Genomic DNA, 18,784 nt, shown 5'->3' with positions numbered 1-18,784 from the left:
CTCAACGCCTATAGCCAGAACTTGGCACTGAAGTTGTTCAGTCCTCGACTGTAGGAATCGGTTTTTGCCTGGAACGATTTCGGAATCTTAGATCCGTCACCGCCTCCTTTGAAATAATCCCGGAGAGAGTAAAGTCCCAATTTCATTAGGTGCTCCCATTCGCGATATAGCTTGTCCTGCCGCTCCTGTTCTTGTTTTGCCGCGCTCAACTTTCGTCTCGGTAGTGGCATTGTGTAGTCGGGTCGTAAGTCGACCTCATGCGAGAAGGTGACGCTGCCGTATGTCCATTCATCCTCGATCGCTCGACGCCAGCGATAGCTCACTCGAACAGTCACATGTTCGCTGAAGCGGTATGGCGGCAGGATTTGGTCGTCGACATAGAAGAGAAGTCCTTCCTTCGCTTCCGTTTCCACCCGATGTTTCATTTGCTGAATGGCATGAGCCAGGTTACTGCCCGCGCAACGGGCGCGGTATTCCGTCTCAGCGCGTTTTTTTGCCAATTTTGCTTTGCGGTGCTCTGCCAACGCTTTCTCATATATCCGCAGTTGTGCGGCAGCATACGGCCCACAACTCTCGAGCCGGAGAATCCGCAGAGCAGTCGGACGTTCCTCATGCAGGCACTGCTCGATGAGCTTGTTCAACACGTTGTTATCAATCGCTTTAAGAGCATCCCGCTCGTCGCTAGGAATATTTATCTCACCCATAATTACTCCGCAGGCGGGGTGGACTCGACATTGGCCTTCGTTTCCAGTAATTCAAACTCCGAGGTCTGGTAGACAGCCGTACTAAGGTTGCATGGCGTGTGCCTGTCAGTAGTGCAAACATGAGAATCAGGGCCGCCAGCAGCTCCTAAGAAAGACCGCGACTAACTGCATCAGGTGACAGACCGAGTGCCAGGGCATGTGTTCCGGCACACCAAAACAGCACGCCCCACGCTATGCCAGCCCGCACACTGAAGTGGCCCAGCTTCTCTAGCGTGTGGGTACGCACAATCATCACCCGTTCCTGTAAGCGCTGCAGGTCCTGCCTTTGAGAAGCCGATGCCGGAATGAGTCGCATAGGCTTGCGACGTTCTCTAGTTTGACGGCTCGAATGACACATCTTTGAGATCAGAGGTTGCTTCCAGAGGTTCTAAACAAAGGCGGGACGCACGAGCGTAATGAAACTGGTCACCATTCCCGCTGGGCCCAATATCAAAAGTATCACTCTGCCGTGGCATCAATGCGCATGTCCTGATTTCCCCGTCATAACGACATCCAAGCCAATGCATTGGAGCGCTCCCGCCTCGTGAGTTCAGCGAGTTTGGCGAACGCTTACGTACGCGGATCGCTAAAAGGCGCCTTAGTCTACTGTCCGTTATGAACACCAGTCCAACACTTGGACACTCGTGACGGACTCAACCGATGCCTCACCCTCGTTAGTGTGTGCTCCGATCCTCAAGCGGACAAGCCAGCATCGCTCCTGGTAACCGTCGAGTCGTCGCCAGAGCATTTGTTATGGTGAAACCCGCTCTCGCCTTCTGCCACATCATTTGAGCCGAATTCTCACCTTTTGCCAGCGGTCGATTCTCATGCGAAGCGCCCTTCCGGACAGTGGCCCATTCAGGCCATGGAAAATTAGTCTCAGCATCCAGCCGACCCCACATAGCGCGACAGAGGACCCGAACTCGCTACTGCGCAGGCATGCATCTAAAGGTTGGCGCCGGAGTAAAGGCTGCTCCCGGCTTCAGGCATCGTTTCCTGCACTTCGTCGCCCCCCAGCTCACTTCGTCAGATTGGGTGACCTGTCTTGAGCCTGCTCAGCTATCTTGCGGCGGGATTTGCAAACCCATTGCAGATGGGCCTCAGATCAATACCTACAAGGAAGTGCAGATAAATGAAACGCTGGCTTTTTGTTGCTTTGCTCATTCTTTCATTCGGGGCGAACGGCGTTGTCATTCGTGCCGATGTTGACGATTCAAAATATCGAATCGATCGATCAGCGTTTCCAGCTCTGGCGGACATGCCAGGCGAAGGGCATGGCGTCCTCATCGCGCCGAAGTGGGTCGTCACCGCCGCACACGCGGCTCCCATGGAAGGCATGGACGCGGAGGTGGCCATCAACGGGAATGCCTACAAAGTTGCTCGGGTCTTCGTCCATCCTGGCTACAAGCGCATGCCCGACGCATTGGGGCAAGAAGCTTTGAAGTCGGGCGATCCGTCCCAAATTCATGCCTTTCTGGCAGGTTCGGATGACATTGCTTTGATCGAGTTGGATGCACCTGTTGAGCAAGTTGCACCGGCAGCTCTTTATCGAGGCGACGATGAAGTCACGCAAGTCGCCATGCTCGTAGGAAAGGGGGCAACCGGCAATGGCATTGCAGGGCAGATTCCCAACTCTCCACATCGTGGCGCGCTGAGGCGGGCCTACAACGCGATTACTGGAGCTAATGACCGCTATCTCTGGTATCGATTCGATTCACCTGCACAGGGCCTGCCCCTCGAAGGTGTGTTGGGAAGCGGTGACAGCGGCGGCCCGCTCGTTGTGCAAGGCCAGGGCGCTTGGCAACTCATTGGGCTGGGCTCTTGGATCACGGCAGTTCCAGAACATGCCCTGGACGCTGGCTTCTATGGGCAGATGGTCTACAACGTCCGCATCTCGCGATATGTCACTTGGATCGATGGCGTGATGTGCGCGGCAGATGGAGCTTTCTGTACAGAGACTAGCCAGCGCCCCAGCCACTAGCGCGTGCTAGGGAGAAACCCTCGCGGTGGTCGCTTTGGGCCGAAAGCAGACACGAAGGCACCCTCGATCACCAAGGAGAGATTGTGCTGCCGAACGTCGGGTAGCGTCACTTGCCTCGGTAGAGCTGTGCGACGCCGCTCTCGGTGCCGTCGCCACGCGCCGTGGCTCGCGCACCACGGAAGACGCAGACAACGGTCAAGCGAGCGCTATTTTTCCTCGTTGCTGGGCCAGTCTTTCAAGATGGCGCTGGTCACAAGGTGCGAGAGATGTCCTGCCCGTGGCGCGAACGACGGCAGGTCGACGAGCCAGCCCAGTGCTGCCATCAGGCCGAACAGATCGTCCCCCGTCATATCGGCACGCGCCGAGCCGTTGGCCTGCGCGCGGAGCAGGAGCCGCGCACTCGCTGCGTGGACCGCCGCGCAGGAGGCATAGAGCGCGGAATCCGGGTTCGTGTGGGCAGACGCCATCAGCGTGACGACGCCCCGATAGCGTTGGGCGAAGGCCATCCATTCACGGAACCAGGACGCCAGCGCCTGGTCAGGCGAATCCGACGTTTCGAGGGCGTCTGCGGTCTGCGTCAGGGCGTCCAGGTGGGTGCACAGGAGCGCTTCAAACAAGGCTTCCCGGGTCGGGAAATGACGGAGCAACGTGGCCAGCCCGACCTCGGCCCGGCGGGCGATATCGCGCATCGACGCATCGGTGCCGTGCTCGGTCACGGCCTCGCGCGCGACCGTGAGGATGTGGTCGTAATTTTTTTTTGCGTCGGCGCGCATGGCTACCCTTGACAAGTGGATCAGTGATCCATATAAATGAATCACTGATCCACATCGTACCGCAAACCGCCAGGCAGGCGCATGGGTCGGCTCATCGCGAGCCTCGGGCGATGCCCGATGGATACCGGGCCGCTGGTCATGGCGTGGACGCTGGAGCAGGTCTGCAGGGTGTGGCCGGGCCTCAAGGAGCCACCTCCGTCAAGCACGGCAACTTTTCAATCGGCGTCAGCGTTGTCGGCTGATTGCACCGGCCTTTCCACTTTCGCCTCACCTCACTCACTAAGGAACAGCCATATGCGCGTCTTCGTCACAGGCGGGACCGGCCACGCCGGTCCATACGTCATCTCCGACCTGGTCGCCGCCGGCCATGCGGTCACCGCCCTGGTCCGCTCGGACACTGCCGCAGCGAGGGTATCGGCACTCGGCGCGAAGGCGCGTCGCGGCAGTCTTGAGGATCTCGACGGCCTCAAGGCGGCGGCCGCCGAGGCAGACGGCGTCATCCACCTCGCGCACCGGCAAGACCTGCTTCCGTCCGTGGGCCTGGACGGCGTGGCCGCTGCGGAGCGCGCGATCATGCTGGCTTACGGCGAGGCACTGGCGTCGACCGGAAAGCCGTTGGTGGTGTCGGGCAGCATCGGCTCGCCAGGGTGGGAAAACCTCGGGCGGCCGGCCACCGAAGCGGATCCGGCCCTTCCCGGCGGCGACACGTACAAAGGCACGCTGCGGGTTCGTAACATCGTGGAGACCACGGTCATCGACCTCGCACAGCGAGGCGTGCGGTCGTCGATCGTGCGGATTCCTCCCGTCATGCACAGCGCCACCGACACTGCCGGGTTCATCCCGCTGCTGATTGCACTCGCAAAGCAGAAAGGGATTGCCGGCTACCCCGGAGACGGCAGCAACCTGTGGCCAGCCGTGCACGTGGGCGATGTTGCGACCTTGTTCCGTCTGGCGCTGGAAAAGGGTCTGCCCGGCAAAACCTGGCATGCGATTGCCGACCAGGGGATCGCGCTGCGCACGATCGTCGAGGCCATTGGCAGCCGTTTGAATCTGCCCGCCGTGCCGATTCCTGCGGACGTGTTGATGCTGCCGGGATATTTCGGGTTTCTCGCGCATCTGGTCACGCTGGATCTGCCGGCGTCCAGCGACATCACCCGCCAGACCCTCGGCTGGGACCCGGCGCAGCCCGGCCTGCTCGCCGATTTGGACAACGGCCATTACTTCCCTGCCGGCTGATGGGCTGATGTCAGGGAGCCGGCATGCAGCAAGTGCGGCAGACAGACATTTTCCGATGCCGTGATCCGTTTGATGCAAGGCGCTGTCGCACCTGGCCTGCAATGCGCGATGGCGCAGGCAGCGCGCCACACTCCGAAACATCACCCCGGGGATGCCCAAGTTGGAAACCAAGGGCAATCCCCAATCTACGAGGAGTCACACATGAGCATGATCAGCATCATTGGCACCGGCAGCATGGCTGCCGTGATCGCGCGTCGTAGCGCCCAGGCAGGACACACCGTGGAGGTGATTGGCCGCGACCCGGGCAAAGCGCAGGCACTCGCCGACACGCTCGCCTCCGGAGCGATCAGGGGCACGTACGGCGCAGCGCCGGCAGGCGAGATCGTCATTCTCGCAGTGCCCTACGCAGGTGTGTCGGCAGTGCTGGCCGAGGTCGGAGCAGCGCTCGACGGCAAGGTCGTGATCGACCTGGCCAACCCGGTTGCGTCCGATCTCACGGGCCTTGTCACCCCTCACGGCAGCTCCAGCGCGCAGCAAACCGCGGCGGCCCTGCCCGCCGGCGCGCAGGTGGTCAAGGCCTTCAACACGATCTTCGGCCACGTGCTTGCCAAGGGTGAGCGCCTGGACGCCTTCATCGCAGCCGACGACGCGCAGGCCAAAGCGCGCGTCTCGCACTTCCTCGAAAGCCTTGGGCTGCGCCCACTCGACGTCGGCGGCCTGCACATGGCCCAGACGCTGGAAGCGCTCGGTCTGATGATGATCGGACTGGCCAAGCACGGGGCCGGCACCTGGGATTTCGCCATGCATGTCGAGATCGGCTAATTGCCCAGATCGGCATGCGCACTGGCGCTTGCGCAGTTGATGCAACCAAACCATTTTTAATGAGGCAGCGACGATGTTTGACAATGAAAAAATCATCAGAGACCTCTACGCCGCCGCCGAAGGGCGAGGAACTGACACCGCGAGGTTTGTCTCCATGTTCGCAGAGGAAGGCTATATGCGGGATATTCCTAGCGGGGCCGATTTGCGTGGCAAGGCCATCGGCGACTCCATTTCCGCATTCGCCCTTGCATTCCCTGATGTGCACCGTGAGTTAATCAGTCTCTACGTTGCGCAGGATGTCGTTGTTGTCGAGCTGGCGATTCGGGGAACGCATCGCGGTGAGCTGGCTCTTTCTTCCGGAACGCTTGCTCCCACCGGAAAGGCAATCGATGTCCCCAGTTGCGACGTCTTTCACCTCCAGAACGGAAAGGTGATGTCCTTCCATTGCTACAACGCGGTGTCGGTGTTGCAGCAACAACTCGGGGTCGGTCTCGGCTGAGCCGCCAGTGCACCGAAATCCGAAATCCGATTCAAAAACAGGAGTTTCAATGCGCACTCAAGAAAATATCCAGACAGTGAAGCAGTTTTTCGCGGCAATGGGCGGCAGCGACCGGCAAGACCTGCTGGCCTTGTGTGCCGAAGAGATCGAGTGGGTCATTCCCGGCCAGCACTGGCCGCTGGCAGGTACGCACCGCGGGCATGCGGGATTGGCGCAATTGCTACAGACAGCGTCCGAGACGTTGGAAACGACGTTCCCGCAGGCCCCCGAATTCGTGGCGCAGGGAAACCGGGTTCTGGTCATCGGGTTGGCCACGGGAAAGGTCAAGGCCACGCATAAAACGTTCGAAGACTATTTCGTCTTCGCCATCACCGTTCGCGATGGCAAGGTGACGCACATCCGCGAGTACGTCGACACGCAAGCACTGGCGCAGGCCTCCGAGATGGCGTGAGCTCTCGGTGGCACTGGCCCGTCGAGACCGAGACCGACATCGCACGAACCGGTTCGTATGGTCAGCCGATATGCCTCGCGGACCTGGTACCGACATGGATGTCGCCGGTGGGACTGCGTCTAGGAGGTTCCGGTCCAGCCGGCATCGCGCTGAGCATCTGCGCAGAGTTGGAAGCATGGCGGTGCGGATGTTTTCAGTCGGAGTGATTGGCTTGCGTCGAACCTGGCGAAGCGGCCGGCACCAGATCCACGACCTGCTCCGTCACCGCATCAACCGCCGCACGCGTGTACAGCAGCGGAAAATAGCGGCCCTGCAGCCACATCGGTGCGAGGTCGCGGTAGTGCGGGCTGGCCGGGTCGCCGGATTGGCCGGGGTAGTTCATGGCGCGCGAGTTGTCCCAGTTGCCCAGGTCGATGATCAGCCGTGCAGACGGGCCGATGGTCTGGCGGAAAGTGGTGGGGTCGTAGCTGGATTGATTGGGCGTATACGGGCTGCCGCCCTTGGCGAACGGGCCCACGTCCAGCAGCGCGTGATCGGTGCCGAGCGCTGCGCTCATCGCGTGCGTGACCTTGTTGGTATGCAGCTTGCCCCACGGCCATTGCGCAGGATCCGGCCCGTGCAGGTCGACCAGCGATTGATACGCGCTGCGTAGCGACTCCAGCAGCAGTTGATCGCGGCGTGCGGCCGGTGCGGGGCCGAACGCGGCGCCGGGGTGTTCCAGTGCCTCCATCAATACCGCTGCATCCGGCATGCCGAAGGTGGCCGCCTCGGAGGGGCGCAGCACCAGCGCCTTGTAGGCATCGCCGAGGTAGCGGCTGAACCACACTTCTTCCAACGCAGCGGCGGAGGAGGTGGCGCTCACCGTGCCATCCCAGGGTTTGAGCAACGCGAGCGCCGCCGTGGTGGCGGCATCTTGCGCGTGCAGCGGCTGGATCAGCGCGACCAGCCGCTGCGCCAGCAACGACACCTGATCGTTCTGCAGTTTTTCCGAATCCTGCACGCTCACCGTTGGCAGCTGCGACAGCACCTGGGTAATGCGCGCATGCCGCGCGTCGTTGGCCCATTCGAAACCGATCTTGCGCTGCGCATATGGGTAGCCGGCAGGCAGATTCATTTCGTTGGAGGTGGTGATGAAACCTGCTGCGGGATTCTTCGATGACGGCAGGACATCGGCGTTCCAGAAACCGTTCCACTCGTCGCGGCCGTCGCCAGGCACCGGCAGCAAGCCGTCGGACTGCACGCGGCGCGGCGTCATGCCGGCAGTGGCCCAACCGATGTTGCCCTTGACGTCTGCGTAGACCTGATTCACCGACGGCGCGCCCCAATGTGAGAGTGCGTCCTTGAATTGTTCGAACGAGTCCGCTCTGAGATAGCGCAAGGACCCCAGGTAGGGCGCCGTGCCCGGTTGGCTCCACACCGAACGGATCGCATAGGCGATGTGCTTGTCTGCATCGATGTAGATCACCGGCCCGTGGCGGGTGAATTGCAGCTGCTCGGTGACCGCCGCGGTATCGCGCACCGCGATGGAGGCGTGTTCGGTGTGCAGCGGCTCCCACTTGCCGTTGTACCAATACGACGCGTTATCGGCCGGATTCAGACGGTAGACGTACAGATCCTCCTGATCGATGTTGAAGATGGTCAGCCCGAACGCACTGCGCTGGTTGTGGCCGATCGCGATACCGGGTGCAGTCGGCTCGCCGGCACCGATGACGTCCAGCCCCGGGCTGTTGAGATGCACGAAATAGCGCAGGCTGGGAACGCTGTAGGCGCGATGCGGGTCGTCGGCCAGCACCGCGTGGCCGGTGGCCGATTTTTGCGGTGCGATGACCCAGTTGTTGCTGCCTTCGGCAAAGGCGTCCTCGCCTGGACGCAGTGGCGTTGTCTGCGCGTCGGCCACGTGCGTGTCGGCGCTGAGCCTGGGGCTTTGCGTAGCCAGTTCGTAGACCTTCAAGACGTCATCCGGAAGGCAGGGATCCAGCCCCTCGGGCACGCGGGTGGTCCAGGCCGGTTGCAACTTCTGGCGCACTGCATCGACGGCAAGCGAGGCCTTGCACGCAACCTTTGCACGCGCCACTTCGCTTTTGACGTTACGGCTCAAGCCGGTGGTGCGGATGCGCAGCACGTCTTCCGGCGCCCATTTTTCCGGGCGATACGCGAACGTGCGGAACTCATACGGCAGCGCGTGCGGATGGGCGCCCAACCAATCGATGTAGGCATTGATGCCGGCAACGAAGCGCGTCACATCGCGCTGCGCATCGGGTCCGTAACTGTTCCACTCCTCGGCCATGCTGCCGCGATACAGAAACAGCCGCGCGGCGCGATCCTGCTGCACATAGGCGGGCCCGAACGCCGCCGACAGGTGACCAAGCCCTTTGCGGCGCAGCAGATCCAGTTGAAACAGGCGGTCACGTGCCACGTTGAAGCCCTGCACGAAGAACGCATCGTTGTCGGTCCTGGCATAGATGTGCGCCACGCCCCAGCGATCCACACGGATCTGCGCGGGCTGCTCCAATCCGGCGACTGTCAGCGTGGCGTGCGTCGGTTGGGCTGCCGCTGCGCTGTTGAGCATCAGCTGGCACACCACCAGGCAGCACAGCGCTGTTGTGCCTATCGAGATCGTGCCTATCGAGATCCTGCGTGTCGACATCATGCGTGGCACACCTTGCGGGTGAAAAGGGCGGTGTTCAGCGGCATGTTCGTTATCCCATCGGCAGCCGCGCAGGCTGCGGCATTGTGGCGTGTTGCGTGTGGTTGCCGCAGAACCACCGGCGCGAAAAACGAATCGCAGCCGCAGCACTGGCCGCATCTTCAACCGGCGATCATCGTCGCCAGTACAGCGCTTTTTTGCACCGCCTGGGTGGACGCGGGCGTGCAGTCCTCCATCACCCATCTCGGCGCGCAGCGCGCGTGAGGCGTGCGTCGATCAGCGAACGACTGCAACGCGTCCGCATTGCTGCCTTCACATGCCACACAGGGCAAGCGCGCATGATCGTCGCCTCTAGCGGCTCTTATGCTGCACAGGTTATGTCTCCATGCCGCCACAGCGGAAGGCTTCTGCGTTCTCTCTCTGGTGGCAGTCGATTACCCAACCAGCAGCAACCCTGCAGCATCCGTCGGTGCGGGATGCAGTGCCTGAAGGCGCCGCCTTGTTTGGCGACGAGCAGATGGAGGCGCTGGGGCACAGCCTGGCGCAGGCGCATGTGCTCTACACCGGGCCAACCCGCGAACTGCTGTTGTCGCAACTCAAGTTCAACGAACGCGCACTCGGCACGGCCGCAGCGCGATTGACCGAAATGTCGGCCGATGGCTTGCGCCTGCATCCGGCCGGCGAGTGGCTGCTGGACAACTATTATCTGGTCGAAGAACAGATGCGCCTGGCGCGTCAGCATCTTCCGCCCGGTTACAGCCGGCAATTGCCGCGTCTGCGCACGCCCACCTCGGTTGGCCTGCCGCGCGTCTACGAGCTGGGCCTGGAGGTGGTGGCGCATGGCGACGGGCGCGTGGATACGATCACGCTGAGCCGTTTCATTGCAGCCTATCAACAGGTGGCGCCACTCAAACTTGGCGAGCTGTGGGCGATTCCGATCATGTTGCGGCTGGCGCTGATCGACAACCTGCGCCGCATTGCCGAAGACATCATGCACGATGGCCGCGACACCCGGCTGGCCGCGCATTGGGCCGCGTTGCTCAACGCCACGGCGGCGGCGCAACCCAAGGACGTGGTGGTGGTGGTGGCCGACATGGCGCGCTCAAAGCCGCCGGCCACCGGCGCGTTCGTGGCCGAGCTCACGCGCGGCATCCAGGGCCGTGGCCCGGTGCTGTCGATGGCCAGCGCCTGGGTGGAGCAATGGCTGGCAAGCGAGGGCCACAGTGTGGAAGGCCTGGTGCATGCCGAGAGCCAACGCCAGGCCGCCGAACAGGTGGCGATCAGCAACAGCATCGGCAGCCTGCGGTTTCTGGACCAGATGGATTGGCGCGACTTCGTCGAGGCCATGAGCGTGGTCGAGCAGATCCTGCGCAAGGATCCGGCCGACGTCTACGCACGCATGGATTTCCACACCCGCGATAGCTACCGGCATGTGGTGGAGCATCTGGCGCAGCGCCTGGACCGCGACGAGCCGGCGGTGGCCGAGTGCGTCCTGCGCCTGGCCGCGCAGCCGGGCTCCGATGCACCGGTGGCCAGCCACGTGGGCTATTACCTGGTGGATACGGGATTGCCGCTGCTGCGTAGCGCGCTGCGCGACCCAGCCGCACCCGGCACACCGAAACCACCGAAACCACCACGCCCACGCGCGCGACGCGTTGCGCTGCCGGTGTACCTGCTGCCGATCGCCGTGATCGCCGTGCTGTGGAGCGGTGTATTGCTGCAGGGCGTGAGCGCATTGCCACCGGCGCTGTGGTGGATCACTGCCGGCATCGCGCTGCTGGCCGCCAGCGAGTTGGGCATCGCCCTGGTCAACTGGGTGGCAACGCTGTGGGTGCGCCCGCATCCGTTGCCGCGCATGGACCTGAGCCTGGGCATTCCACCCGATTGCCGCACGCTGGTGGTGATGCCGAGCATGCTGGCCAGCCCCGAGGCCATCGACGAGCTGGTCGACGCATTGGAGGTGCATTACCTGGCCAACCGCGACGAACAGCTGTACTTCGCACTGCTCACCGATTTTCTCGATGCCGCGCAAGCGCTGTTGCCTGGCGACATGGCATTGGTGGCGCATGCGGCGCAACACATCGACCGGCTCAACGCGGCCTATGCCGATGCGCACGGCGATCGCTTCTTCCTGCTGCATCGCGCACGCCAGTGGAACGCAGGCGAAGGCTGCTGGATGGGCGCAGAGCGCAAGCGCGGCAAGCTGGAAGCGCTCAACCGCCTGTTGTGCGCGGGCGATGCGCCGCTGCAGGCAGCCCACGAATTCCTGCAGGTGCAAGGCGATGTCGCCGCGCTGGTGCAGGTGCGCTATGTGATCACGCTCGATAGCGACACCCACCTGCCGCGCGATGCGGCACGCGCGCTGGTCGGGGCGATGTCGCATCCGTTGAATGTACCGCGCATGGATGCGGCCGGGCAGATCGTCGAGGCCGGTTACGGCATCCTGCAGCCCGGCCTGGGCACCGGCATGAGCGAGGGCGGCGAATCGCGCTTTGCGCGTATGTTCGGCATCGAGCCGGGCATCGACCCGTACACGCGTGTGGTCTCGGACGTGTACCAGGACCTGTTCGGCGAAGGCTCCTTCATCGGCAAGGGCATCTATGCGGTGGCCACCTTCGAGCAGGTGCTGGCCGGCCGCTTCCCCGACAACCGCGTGCTCAGCCATGACCTGCTGGAAGGCTGCTATGTGCGCGCCGGCTTGCTCAGCGACGTGCGTCTGTACGAACGCCATCCGCAGCGCTACGCCACCGATGCCAAGCGCCGCGCGCGCTGGGTGCGTGGCGACTGGCAGTTGCTGCCATGGCTGCTGCCGTGGGTGCCCGACCGCGGTGGCCGGCGCGCGCGCAATCCGTTGTCGTGGTTGTCACGCGGCAAGCTGCTGGACAACCTGCGCCGCAGCCTGGTGGCCCCGGCGGCGTTTGCACTGTTGCTGATCGGCTGGCTGTGCTCGCCCACGCCATTGCGCTGGACGCTATGGATGCTGGTGTTGTGGCTGCTGCCGGGGCTGTGTTCGGCGGTGTATGCGCTGGCGCATCCGCCCGAGGGTTTGGGGTTGCGTCATCACGCGCGCCAGGTCGGGATGGGGCTGCGTCAGCACCTGCTGCGCACCGGCGTGGTGCTGGCCTGCCTGCCGTTCGAGGCGGGGCTGCAGCTGGCGGCCATCGCGCGCACGCTGGTGCGGATGTCGATCACCCAGCGCCACCTGCTGCAGTGGGCACCGTCCAGCGAAGTGGAGCGCAGCGCGCGCAGCGGCAATGCCGAACAACAGCTGATGGCCGGTGCCGCCTGCAGTGCGGCGCTGGTAATCGCCGCAGTGGCATGGTGGTCGCCGTTGGCGTTGTGGACGGCGCTGCCGCTGGGGCTGGCATGGATGGGCGCGCCGTGGTTGATGGCCTGGCTGGGCGAGCAGCCCGCCGCGCCGGTGGCGCAGTTGTCGCAGGAACAACGCGATTTTCTCGGCGGATTGTCGCGGCGCACCTGGGCGTTTTTCGAAAGCCATTGCACTGCGCAACACCACTGGCTGCCGCCGGACAACGTGCAGGAATACCCGGTCACGGTGGTGGCCAACCGCACCTCGCCGACCAATATCGGGCTAGGCCTGCTGGCCAATCTGGCGGCCTACGATCTGGGCTACCTGACGGTGGCCGGGGTGATGAGCCGCGTGGCCAATACGCTGACCACGCTGGAAGCGCTGCCGCGTTATCGCGGCCATTTCTACAACTGGTACGACACCGAGACGCTGGTGCCGCTGGTGCCGCGCTACGTCTCCACCGTCGACAGCGGCAACCTGGTCGGGCATCTGTTGACGCTGCGGCAAGGGCTGCTGGCGCTGGTGGATGCGCCGGCCGTGTCGATGGCGGTGTTCGATGGGCTGGCCGACACCCTGAGCGTGCTCACCCTGCAGGCGCAGCCGCGCAGCGACGCCGCCACCGCCGCACTGAGCGCGATGACGCACAGCGTGCAGGCGATCCGCAACCAACCCACGCCAACCCTGCAGCAGGCCGATGAAGCGCTGCGCCTGCTGCTGGCGCAGAGCCACACCATCCTGGCCTCGATGCCGAGCGGTGGCGAGGACGAGGAACCGTGGCCGCAACGCCTGGTGAGCAGTTGCGAGGCGGCGTTGTCCGAGGTGGGCCATTGCGCACCGGCGCTTGCCAGCACGGACCCGCACGCGGCAGAACATTCCGGCGATGCAGTCGCCACGCTGCGGCAGCTCGCCAACGGCAGCCACGCACCGAGCGTGCAGACCTGGGCCGCCAAGCGCGTGCTGGAGCTGCAACGGCTTGCGCATATCGCCGGGCAACTGGCGCAGATGGATTACGACTTCCTCTACAGCCCCGCCCAGCAGTTGCTCTCGATCGGCTACAACGTCGACGACCATCGTCTGGATAGCGGCCGTTACGATCTGCTCGCTTCCGAGGCACGCTTAGGCATCTTCGTGGCGATTGCCCAGGGCAAGCTGCCGCAGGAGAGCTGGTTCGCCCTCGGGCGCACGCTCACCGATACCGGCGCCGAGCCGACGCTGCTGTCGTGGAGCGGCTCGATGTTCGAATACCTGATGCCGGATCTGGTGATGCCCAGCTACCCGCAGACACTGCTGAGCCGCTCGATACGCGGCGCGGTCCAGGCGCAGATCCGCTATGGCGCGGCGCGCGCGGTGCCGTGGGGCGTGTCCGAATCGGGCTACAACACGGTCGATACGCGGCGCAATTATCAGTACCGCGCCTTCGGTGTGCCCGGGCTCGGGCTCAAGCGCGGGCTGGGCCAGGATCTGGTGATCGCCCCGTATGCCAGCGCGATGGCATTGATGGTCGAACCGGATGCGGCCTGCCGCAATCTGCAGCAGCTGCAGGCGCTGGGATTCGACGGGCGTTTCGGCTTGTACGAAGCGATCGACTACACGCCCTCGCGCGTGCCGCGTGGCGAACAACACGCGCTAGTGCGCTCGTTCATGTCGCATCACCAGGGCATGGCACTGCTGGCGCTGGACCACGTGTTGCGCGATGCGCCGATGCAAAAACGCTTTGTCGCCGATCCGCAATTCCAGGCCACGTTATTGCTGTTGCAGGAGCGCGCACCGCGTGCCGGCGTGTACGTCAAAGGCCTGGTCGAAGCAGCCGAGCGCCCGGTGGCCACCGAGGCGGGTATGGCGTTGCGCATCCATCGCGACCCCAACCTGCCGCAGCCGGCGTTGCAACTGCTCTCCAACGGGCGTTACCACGGCATGCTGACCTCGGCCGGCGGCGGCTACAGCCGCGCGCGCGACATGGCGGTGACGCGTTGGCGCGAAGACGGCACCCGCGACCACTGGGGCACGTTCTGCTACTTGCGCGATGTGGACAGCGGCGCGGTGTGGTCGGCCGCGCATCAGCCGACCTGCGTGCCGGTGGAGCGTTACGAAGCGATCTTTTCCGACGCCAAGGCCGAGTTCAAGGGCAGCCACCAGCGCTACGACAGCCATCTGGAAATCGCCATTTCCGCCGAGGACGATGTGGAGCTGCGCCGGTTGCGCATCCGCAACCGTTCGCGGCAGACGCGGGTGATCGAAATCACCACTTATGCCGAAGTGGTGCTGGCACCGGCGCAGGCCGACGAGGCGCATCCGGCTTTCAGCAATCTGTTCGTGCAGACCGAAATCCTGGCCGACAAACAGGCGCTGTTGTGCACGCGGCGCCCGCGCGGGCACGACGAAGCGCAGCCGTGGATGCTGCATCTGGTGGCGGTGCACGATGCCGATGTGGCGACGATCTCCTACGAGACCGACCGCGCCGCGTTCGTCGGGCGCGGACGCAGCACCCGCAATCCGCTGGCCTTGCACGAGCACGCCAGCTTGTCCGGCACCGCCGGCTCGGTGCTGGACCCGATCGTGGCGATCCGCTGCCGCATCTCGCTGGCGCCCGACCAACAGGCACAGGTGGACATGGTCTACGGCGTGGGCACCCAACGTGCCGCCTGCACCGCCTTGATCGACAAATACCGCGACCGCCGTCTGGCCGACCGCGTATTCGATCTGGCGCTGACCCAGAGCCAGGTCACCCGCCGGCAGATCAACGCCTCGCTGGAAGACGCCATGCTCTACGAACGGCTGGCCGCACGCGTGCTGTTCGTCGACCCGCAACTGCGCGCCGACAACGAGGTGTTGCTGCACAACCATCGTGGCCAGTCGGCGCTGTGGAGTCATGCCATCTCCGGCGACCTGCCGATCGTGCTGTTGCGCATCACCGACCCGGACAATCTGGACCTGGTGCGCCAGCTGGTGCAGGCGCACGCGTACTGGCGCCTGAAAGGCCTGCGTGCGGATCTGGTGATCTGGAACGAAAGCCAGGCCGGCTATCGCCAGCAATTGCAGGACGCCATCCTGGGCCTGATCGCCGCCGACCCCGAGGCCAATGTGCTCGACCGCCCAGGCGGTATCTTCGTGCGCGCCATCGAACACATCTCGCAGGAAGACCGCGTGCTGCTGCAGACCGTGGCACGGGCGATTCTGAGCGATGCCAACGGCACGCTGGATGCGCAACTGCAGCGCCACCCCAGCGCGCGTGCGCACCCGCCGTTGCTGGAGCCGATCCGGCAACCGGACAGCGCCGATGAATTGGCCAGCACGCATGCCGCCTACCTGGACAAGACCCTGCAGGCCGCCGCCGAAGAGCCGGTGCTGTTCGACAACGGCCTGGGCGCCTTCGCCGCCGACGGCCGCGAATACCGCATCACCCTGGACGAAGGCGTCGCCACGCCGGCGCCGTGGTGCAACGTGATGGCCAATGCGCAGTTCGGCAGCGTGGTCAGCGACAGCAGCCCCGGCTACAGCTGGGCCGAAAACGCGCACGAATTCCGGCTCACGCCATGGCATAACGACCCGGTCGGCGATGCCTCCAGCGAGGCGTTCTACCTGCGCGACGAAGACACCGGGCAGGTGTGGTCGCCGATGGCGCTGCCATGCCGCGGCAGTGGCCGCTACACGGTGCGCCACGGCTTCGGCTACAGCGTCTACAGCCATATCGAACACGGCATCGGCACCGAGCTGTGGGTGTTCGTGGATGTGGAGCGGCCGATCAAGTTCAGCCATCTGCGGTTGAAGAATCTTTCCGGCCGTCCACGCCGGCTCAGCGTCACCGGGTATGTGGAATGGGTACTGGGCGATATCCGCACGCGCTCGCAACTGCATGTGGTCAGCGAGGTCGACCTGGGCAGCAGCGTGCTCACCGCGCGCAATCCATACAACACCGAGTTCGACGGGCGCGTGGCGTTCTTCGATGCCGATGCACCCAACCGCAGCATCACCGCCGACCGCAATGAGTTCCTCGGGCGCAATGGCAGCCTGGCCGCACCTGCCGCGCTCACGCGGCAGCGCTTGTCCGGGCGCGTGGGTGCCGGCCTGGACCCATGCGCGGCGATCCAGATCCCTGTGACGCTGGCAGCCGAACAGAGCTTCGAAACGGTCTTCCGCCTGGGCGCAGCCGTTGACCGCGAGAGCGCACTGACACTGGCACGCCAGAGCCGTGGCGTTGCCGCAGCACATACCGCCTTGCTGGCGGTACGCGCGCACTGGCAGCAGATTCTGGGCACCGTGCAGGTGACCACGCCCGACCCGGCGGTGGACCTGCTGGCCAATGGCTGGCTGCTCTACCAGACCATCGCCTGCCGCTTCCTGGCACGCAGCGGCTATTACCAGTCCGGTGGCGCGTACGGCTTCCGCGACCAGCTGCAAGACAGCATGGCGATGGTGCACGCGCAGCCGGCGCTCACCCGCGCCCACCTGCTGCGCTGCGCCGCGCATCAGTTCGTGCAGGGCGATGTGCAGCATTGGTGGCACCCGCCGCAAGACCGCGGTGTGCGCACGCAGTGCTCGGACGATTTTCTGTGGTTGCCGCAGGCGCTGTGCCGCTATCTGGACGTCACCAACGACGCCAGCGTGCTCGACGAGCGCGTCAGCTTTATCGACGGGCGCGCACTCAAGCCCGAGGAAGAATCGTATTACGACCTGCCGCACATCACCGGCAACGTGCAGTCGCTGTACGCGCACGGCGTGCTTGCCCTGCAACGCGGCATGGCCCGCCTGGGCGAACGCGGCCTGCCACTGATCGGCAGCGGCGACTGGAACGACGGCATGAACCGGGTCGGCAAGGACGGCAAGGGCGAGAGCGTGTGGCTGGGCTTTTTCCTCTACGACACACTGCTGCGGTTCGCAGACGTGGCGGTGCAGCGCGACGATGGCGCATTCGCAGCGACCTGCCGTGCGCATGCACACGCCTTGCGCACCGCGCTGGAACAGCATGCCTGGGATGGGCGCTGGTACCGGCGTGCCTGGTTCGACGACGGCACACCGCTGGGCTCGAGCGATTCGGACGAATGCCGCATCGATTCGCTATCACAGAGTTGGGCAGTGTTGTCCGGCGCGATGGACCCGGCGCGTAGCGCACAGGCGATGGAGGCGATGCGTCAGCAACTGGTCGATGCCGAGACCGGCATCGTCAAGCTGCTGGTGCCGCCGTTCGATCACACCGAACACGACCCCGGCTATATCCGTGGTTATGTGCCCGGCGTGCGCGAAAACGGCGGCCAGTACACGCATGCCGCGGTGTGGGCGACGATGGCCTTTGCGCATCTGGGCGACAGCGCGCGGGCCTGGCAACTGGCCAGCATGATCAACCCGATCCACCACGCCCGCGATGCGGCGGGCGTACAGCGCTACAAGGCAGAACCCTATGTGCTGGCGGCCGATGTCTATGCGGTGGCGCCGCATGCCGGCCGCGGCGGCTGGAGCTGGTACACCGGCGCGGCCGGCTGGATGTACCGGCTGCTGACCGAATCGCTGCTCGGCCTGCAACGCCATGGCGAGCGCATGCACATCGTGCCGTGCATCCCGGCCAGCTGGCCGGAGTACCAGCTGCGCTATCGCTTCGGTAGCAGTACCTACGTCATCGACGTCACCCAGCGCCCCGGTGTCGAAGCCCGGCTGGAGATCGATGGGGTGATGCAAGCCGAGCTTGCTTTCACTCTGATTGACGACGGTGCGGTCCACGCTGTCGCCCTGGACTGGCCGGGAGACGCGACATGAGCATGCGCACACGCACCCACACCAATCACCAGCTTTCCGACCTGGGCAAGATGTTGTCGGTGTGGCCGCAGCGGGTACGCGACCCCAGCCAGTTCTGGCCGCAATTCGATGCCTTGGCCAAAGACATTCTCGATGAAGCGGTCGACGCCGATCTGCAGCGCGTGCAGCGTCGCCTGCGGCAGCTGCTGCACCGCCACGGGCTGACGCGCACGCAATAAGCGCGCGGACACCGATTTGAGTCGTAGAGGTGTCTGGATACAGTCAAAAGCTGAGCTAGTCGAGGGCGCGGTGCCCTCACCGCTCGCGGGACACGCCGTGAATCCGTCCCTGGAGGCTCAGTGGCGGCATCCATGCCGCCACATGGTCCCGCAATCGGTGAGGACACCGCACCAGAAAGTTGGTCGGCTGCTTGAAAACATGCACACCGACCATCTCCACTGGTCCTTGCCCGCCCACCGTCGTGGGACCTTCCGCGGCATGGATGCCGCGTAAGAGCCTTATCTGTTCGGAATCTGGCAGTTTAGGTGTCGAGAGCCGGCGTGGGCCACCGTGAGAGCCTGGATCTCAGCGATCG

11 protein-coding genes are annotated in these 18,784 nt (G+C 64.2%); 8 read left to right on the top strand and 3 right to left on the bottom strand.

What is annotated here, in order from left to right; genetic code table 11:
* Positions 1–8: 8 nt before the first annotated feature.
* Positions 9–704: a hypothetical protein gene (locus tag FFY45_RS19400; RefSeq protein ID WP_176341681.1), complete on the bottom strand. Its 696-nt coding sequence runs from the start codon at positions 702–704 to the stop codon at positions 9–11.
* A 1,171-nt stretch (positions 705–1,875) separates the two neighbouring features.
* On the opposite strand from FFY45_RS19400, the gene FFY45_RS19395 reads away from it, so the two are divergent.
* On the top strand, positions 1,876–2,724 hold the full coding sequence (locus tag FFY45_RS19395) for a S1 family peptidase (protein WP_176341680.1): 849 nt from the start codon (positions 1,876–1,878) through the stop codon (positions 2,722–2,724).
* 206 nt (positions 2,725–2,930) lie between these two features.
* Here FFY45_RS19395 and FFY45_RS19390 read toward each other — a convergent pair whose 3' ends face one another.
* Positions 2,931–3,497, bottom strand: a complete 567-nt coding sequence (locus FFY45_RS19390) for a TetR/AcrR family transcriptional regulator (RefSeq protein ID WP_176341679.1) — start codon at positions 3,495–3,497, stop codon at positions 2,931–2,933.
* Between the two features lie 294 nt (positions 3,498–3,791).
* On the opposite strand from FFY45_RS19390, the gene FFY45_RS19385 reads away from it, so the two are divergent.
* From FFY45_RS19385 to FFY45_RS19370, 4 genes are all read left to right on the top strand, one after another.
* On the top strand, positions 3,792–4,733 hold the full coding sequence (locus FFY45_RS19385; protein ID WP_176341678.1) for an SDR family oxidoreductase: 942 nt from the start codon (positions 3,792–3,794) through the stop codon (positions 4,731–4,733).
* Between the two features lie 201 nt (positions 4,734–4,934).
* Positions 4,935–5,555, top strand: coding sequence for an NADPH-dependent F420 reductase (locus FFY45_RS19380; RefSeq protein WP_176341677.1), 621 nt, complete (start codon positions 4,935–4,937; stop codon positions 5,553–5,555).
* 73 nt (positions 5,556–5,628) lie between these two features.
* Positions 5,629–6,054, top strand: coding sequence for an ester cyclase (locus FFY45_RS19375; RefSeq protein ID WP_176341676.1), 426 nt, complete (start codon positions 5,629–5,631; stop codon positions 6,052–6,054).
* Between the two features lie 49 nt (positions 6,055–6,103).
* On the top strand, positions 6,104–6,505 hold the full coding sequence (locus tag FFY45_RS19370) for a nuclear transport factor 2 family protein (RefSeq protein ID WP_176341675.1): 402 nt from the start codon (positions 6,104–6,106) through the stop codon (positions 6,503–6,505).
* A 193-nt stretch (positions 6,506–6,698) separates the two neighbouring features.
* On the opposite strand, the gene FFY45_RS19365 is transcribed toward FFY45_RS19370, so the two are convergent.
* Complete coding sequence (locus tag FFY45_RS19365) at positions 6,699–9,074, bottom strand: penicillin acylase family protein (RefSeq protein WP_255172084.1); 2,376 nt, start codon at positions 9,072–9,074, stop codon at positions 6,699–6,701.
* Positions 9,075–9,185: 111 nt separating this feature from the next.
* On the opposite strand from FFY45_RS19365, the gene FFY45_RS19360 reads away from it, so the two are divergent.
* From FFY45_RS19360 to FFY45_RS19350, 3 genes are all read left to right on the top strand, one after another.
* Positions 9,186–9,416 carry a hypothetical protein gene (locus FFY45_RS19360; protein WP_176341673.1) on the top strand — a complete coding sequence of 77 codons (231 nt, stop codon included), beginning with the start codon at positions 9,186–9,188 and terminating at the stop codon, positions 9,414–9,416.
* A 121-nt stretch (positions 9,417–9,537) separates the two neighbouring features.
* Positions 9,538–18,210, top strand: a complete 8,673-nt coding sequence (locus FFY45_RS19355) for a glycoside hydrolase family 94 protein (protein WP_439333554.1) — start codon at positions 9,538–9,540, stop codon at positions 18,208–18,210.
* Positions 18,207–18,428, top strand: coding sequence for a hypothetical protein (locus tag FFY45_RS19350; protein WP_176341672.1), 222 nt, complete (start codon positions 18,207–18,209; stop codon positions 18,426–18,428). Before FFY45_RS19355 ends, FFY45_RS19350 begins: the two co-directional genes overlap by 4 nt.
* The last annotated feature ends 356 nt before the right edge of the window (positions 18,429–18,784 follow it).

The sequence above is a fragment of the Xanthomonas hortorum genome, assembly GCF_011305375.1.
In the GTDB taxonomy this organism is placed as follows: domain Bacteria; phylum Pseudomonadota; class Gammaproteobacteria; order Xanthomonadales; family Xanthomonadaceae; genus Xanthomonas; species Xanthomonas hortorum_E.
Note: the sequence above shows the minus strand (reverse complement) of the source record. Positions and strands in the feature narration are given on the sequence as shown.

Coding starts and splice junctions, on each gene's coding strand:
- FFY45_RS19400 (WP_176341681.1), bottom strand. CDS start 704: ATGGGTGAGATAAATATTCCTAGCGACGAGCGGGATGCTCTTAAAGCG.
- FFY45_RS19395 (WP_176341680.1), top strand. CDS start 1,876: ATGAAACGCTGGCTTTTTGTTGCTTTGCTCATTCTTTCATTCGGGGCG.
- FFY45_RS19390 (WP_176341679.1), bottom strand. CDS start 3,497: ATGCGCGCCGACGCAAAAAAAAATTACGACCACATCCTCACGGTCGCG.
- FFY45_RS19385 (WP_176341678.1), top strand. CDS start 3,792: ATGCGCGTCTTCGTCACAGGCGGGACCGGCCACGCCGGTCCATACGTC.
- FFY45_RS19380 (WP_176341677.1), top strand. CDS start 4,935: ATGAGCATGATCAGCATCATTGGCACCGGCAGCATGGCTGCCGTGATC.
- FFY45_RS19375 (WP_176341676.1), top strand. CDS start 5,629: ATGTTTGACAATGAAAAAATCATCAGAGACCTCTACGCCGCCGCCGAA.
- FFY45_RS19370 (WP_176341675.1), top strand. CDS start 6,104: ATGCGCACTCAAGAAAATATCCAGACAGTGAAGCAGTTTTTCGCGGCA.
- FFY45_RS19365 (WP_255172084.1), bottom strand. CDS start 9,074: ATGCTCAACAGCGCAGCGGCAGCCCAACCGACGCACGCCACGCTGACA.
- FFY45_RS19355 (WP_439333554.1), top strand. CDS start 9,538: ATGCCGCCACAGCGGAAGGCTTCTGCGTTCTCTCTCTGGTGGCAGTCG.
- FFY45_RS19350 (WP_176341672.1), top strand. CDS start 18,207: ATGAGCATGCGCACACGCACCCACACCAATCACCAGCTTTCCGACCTG.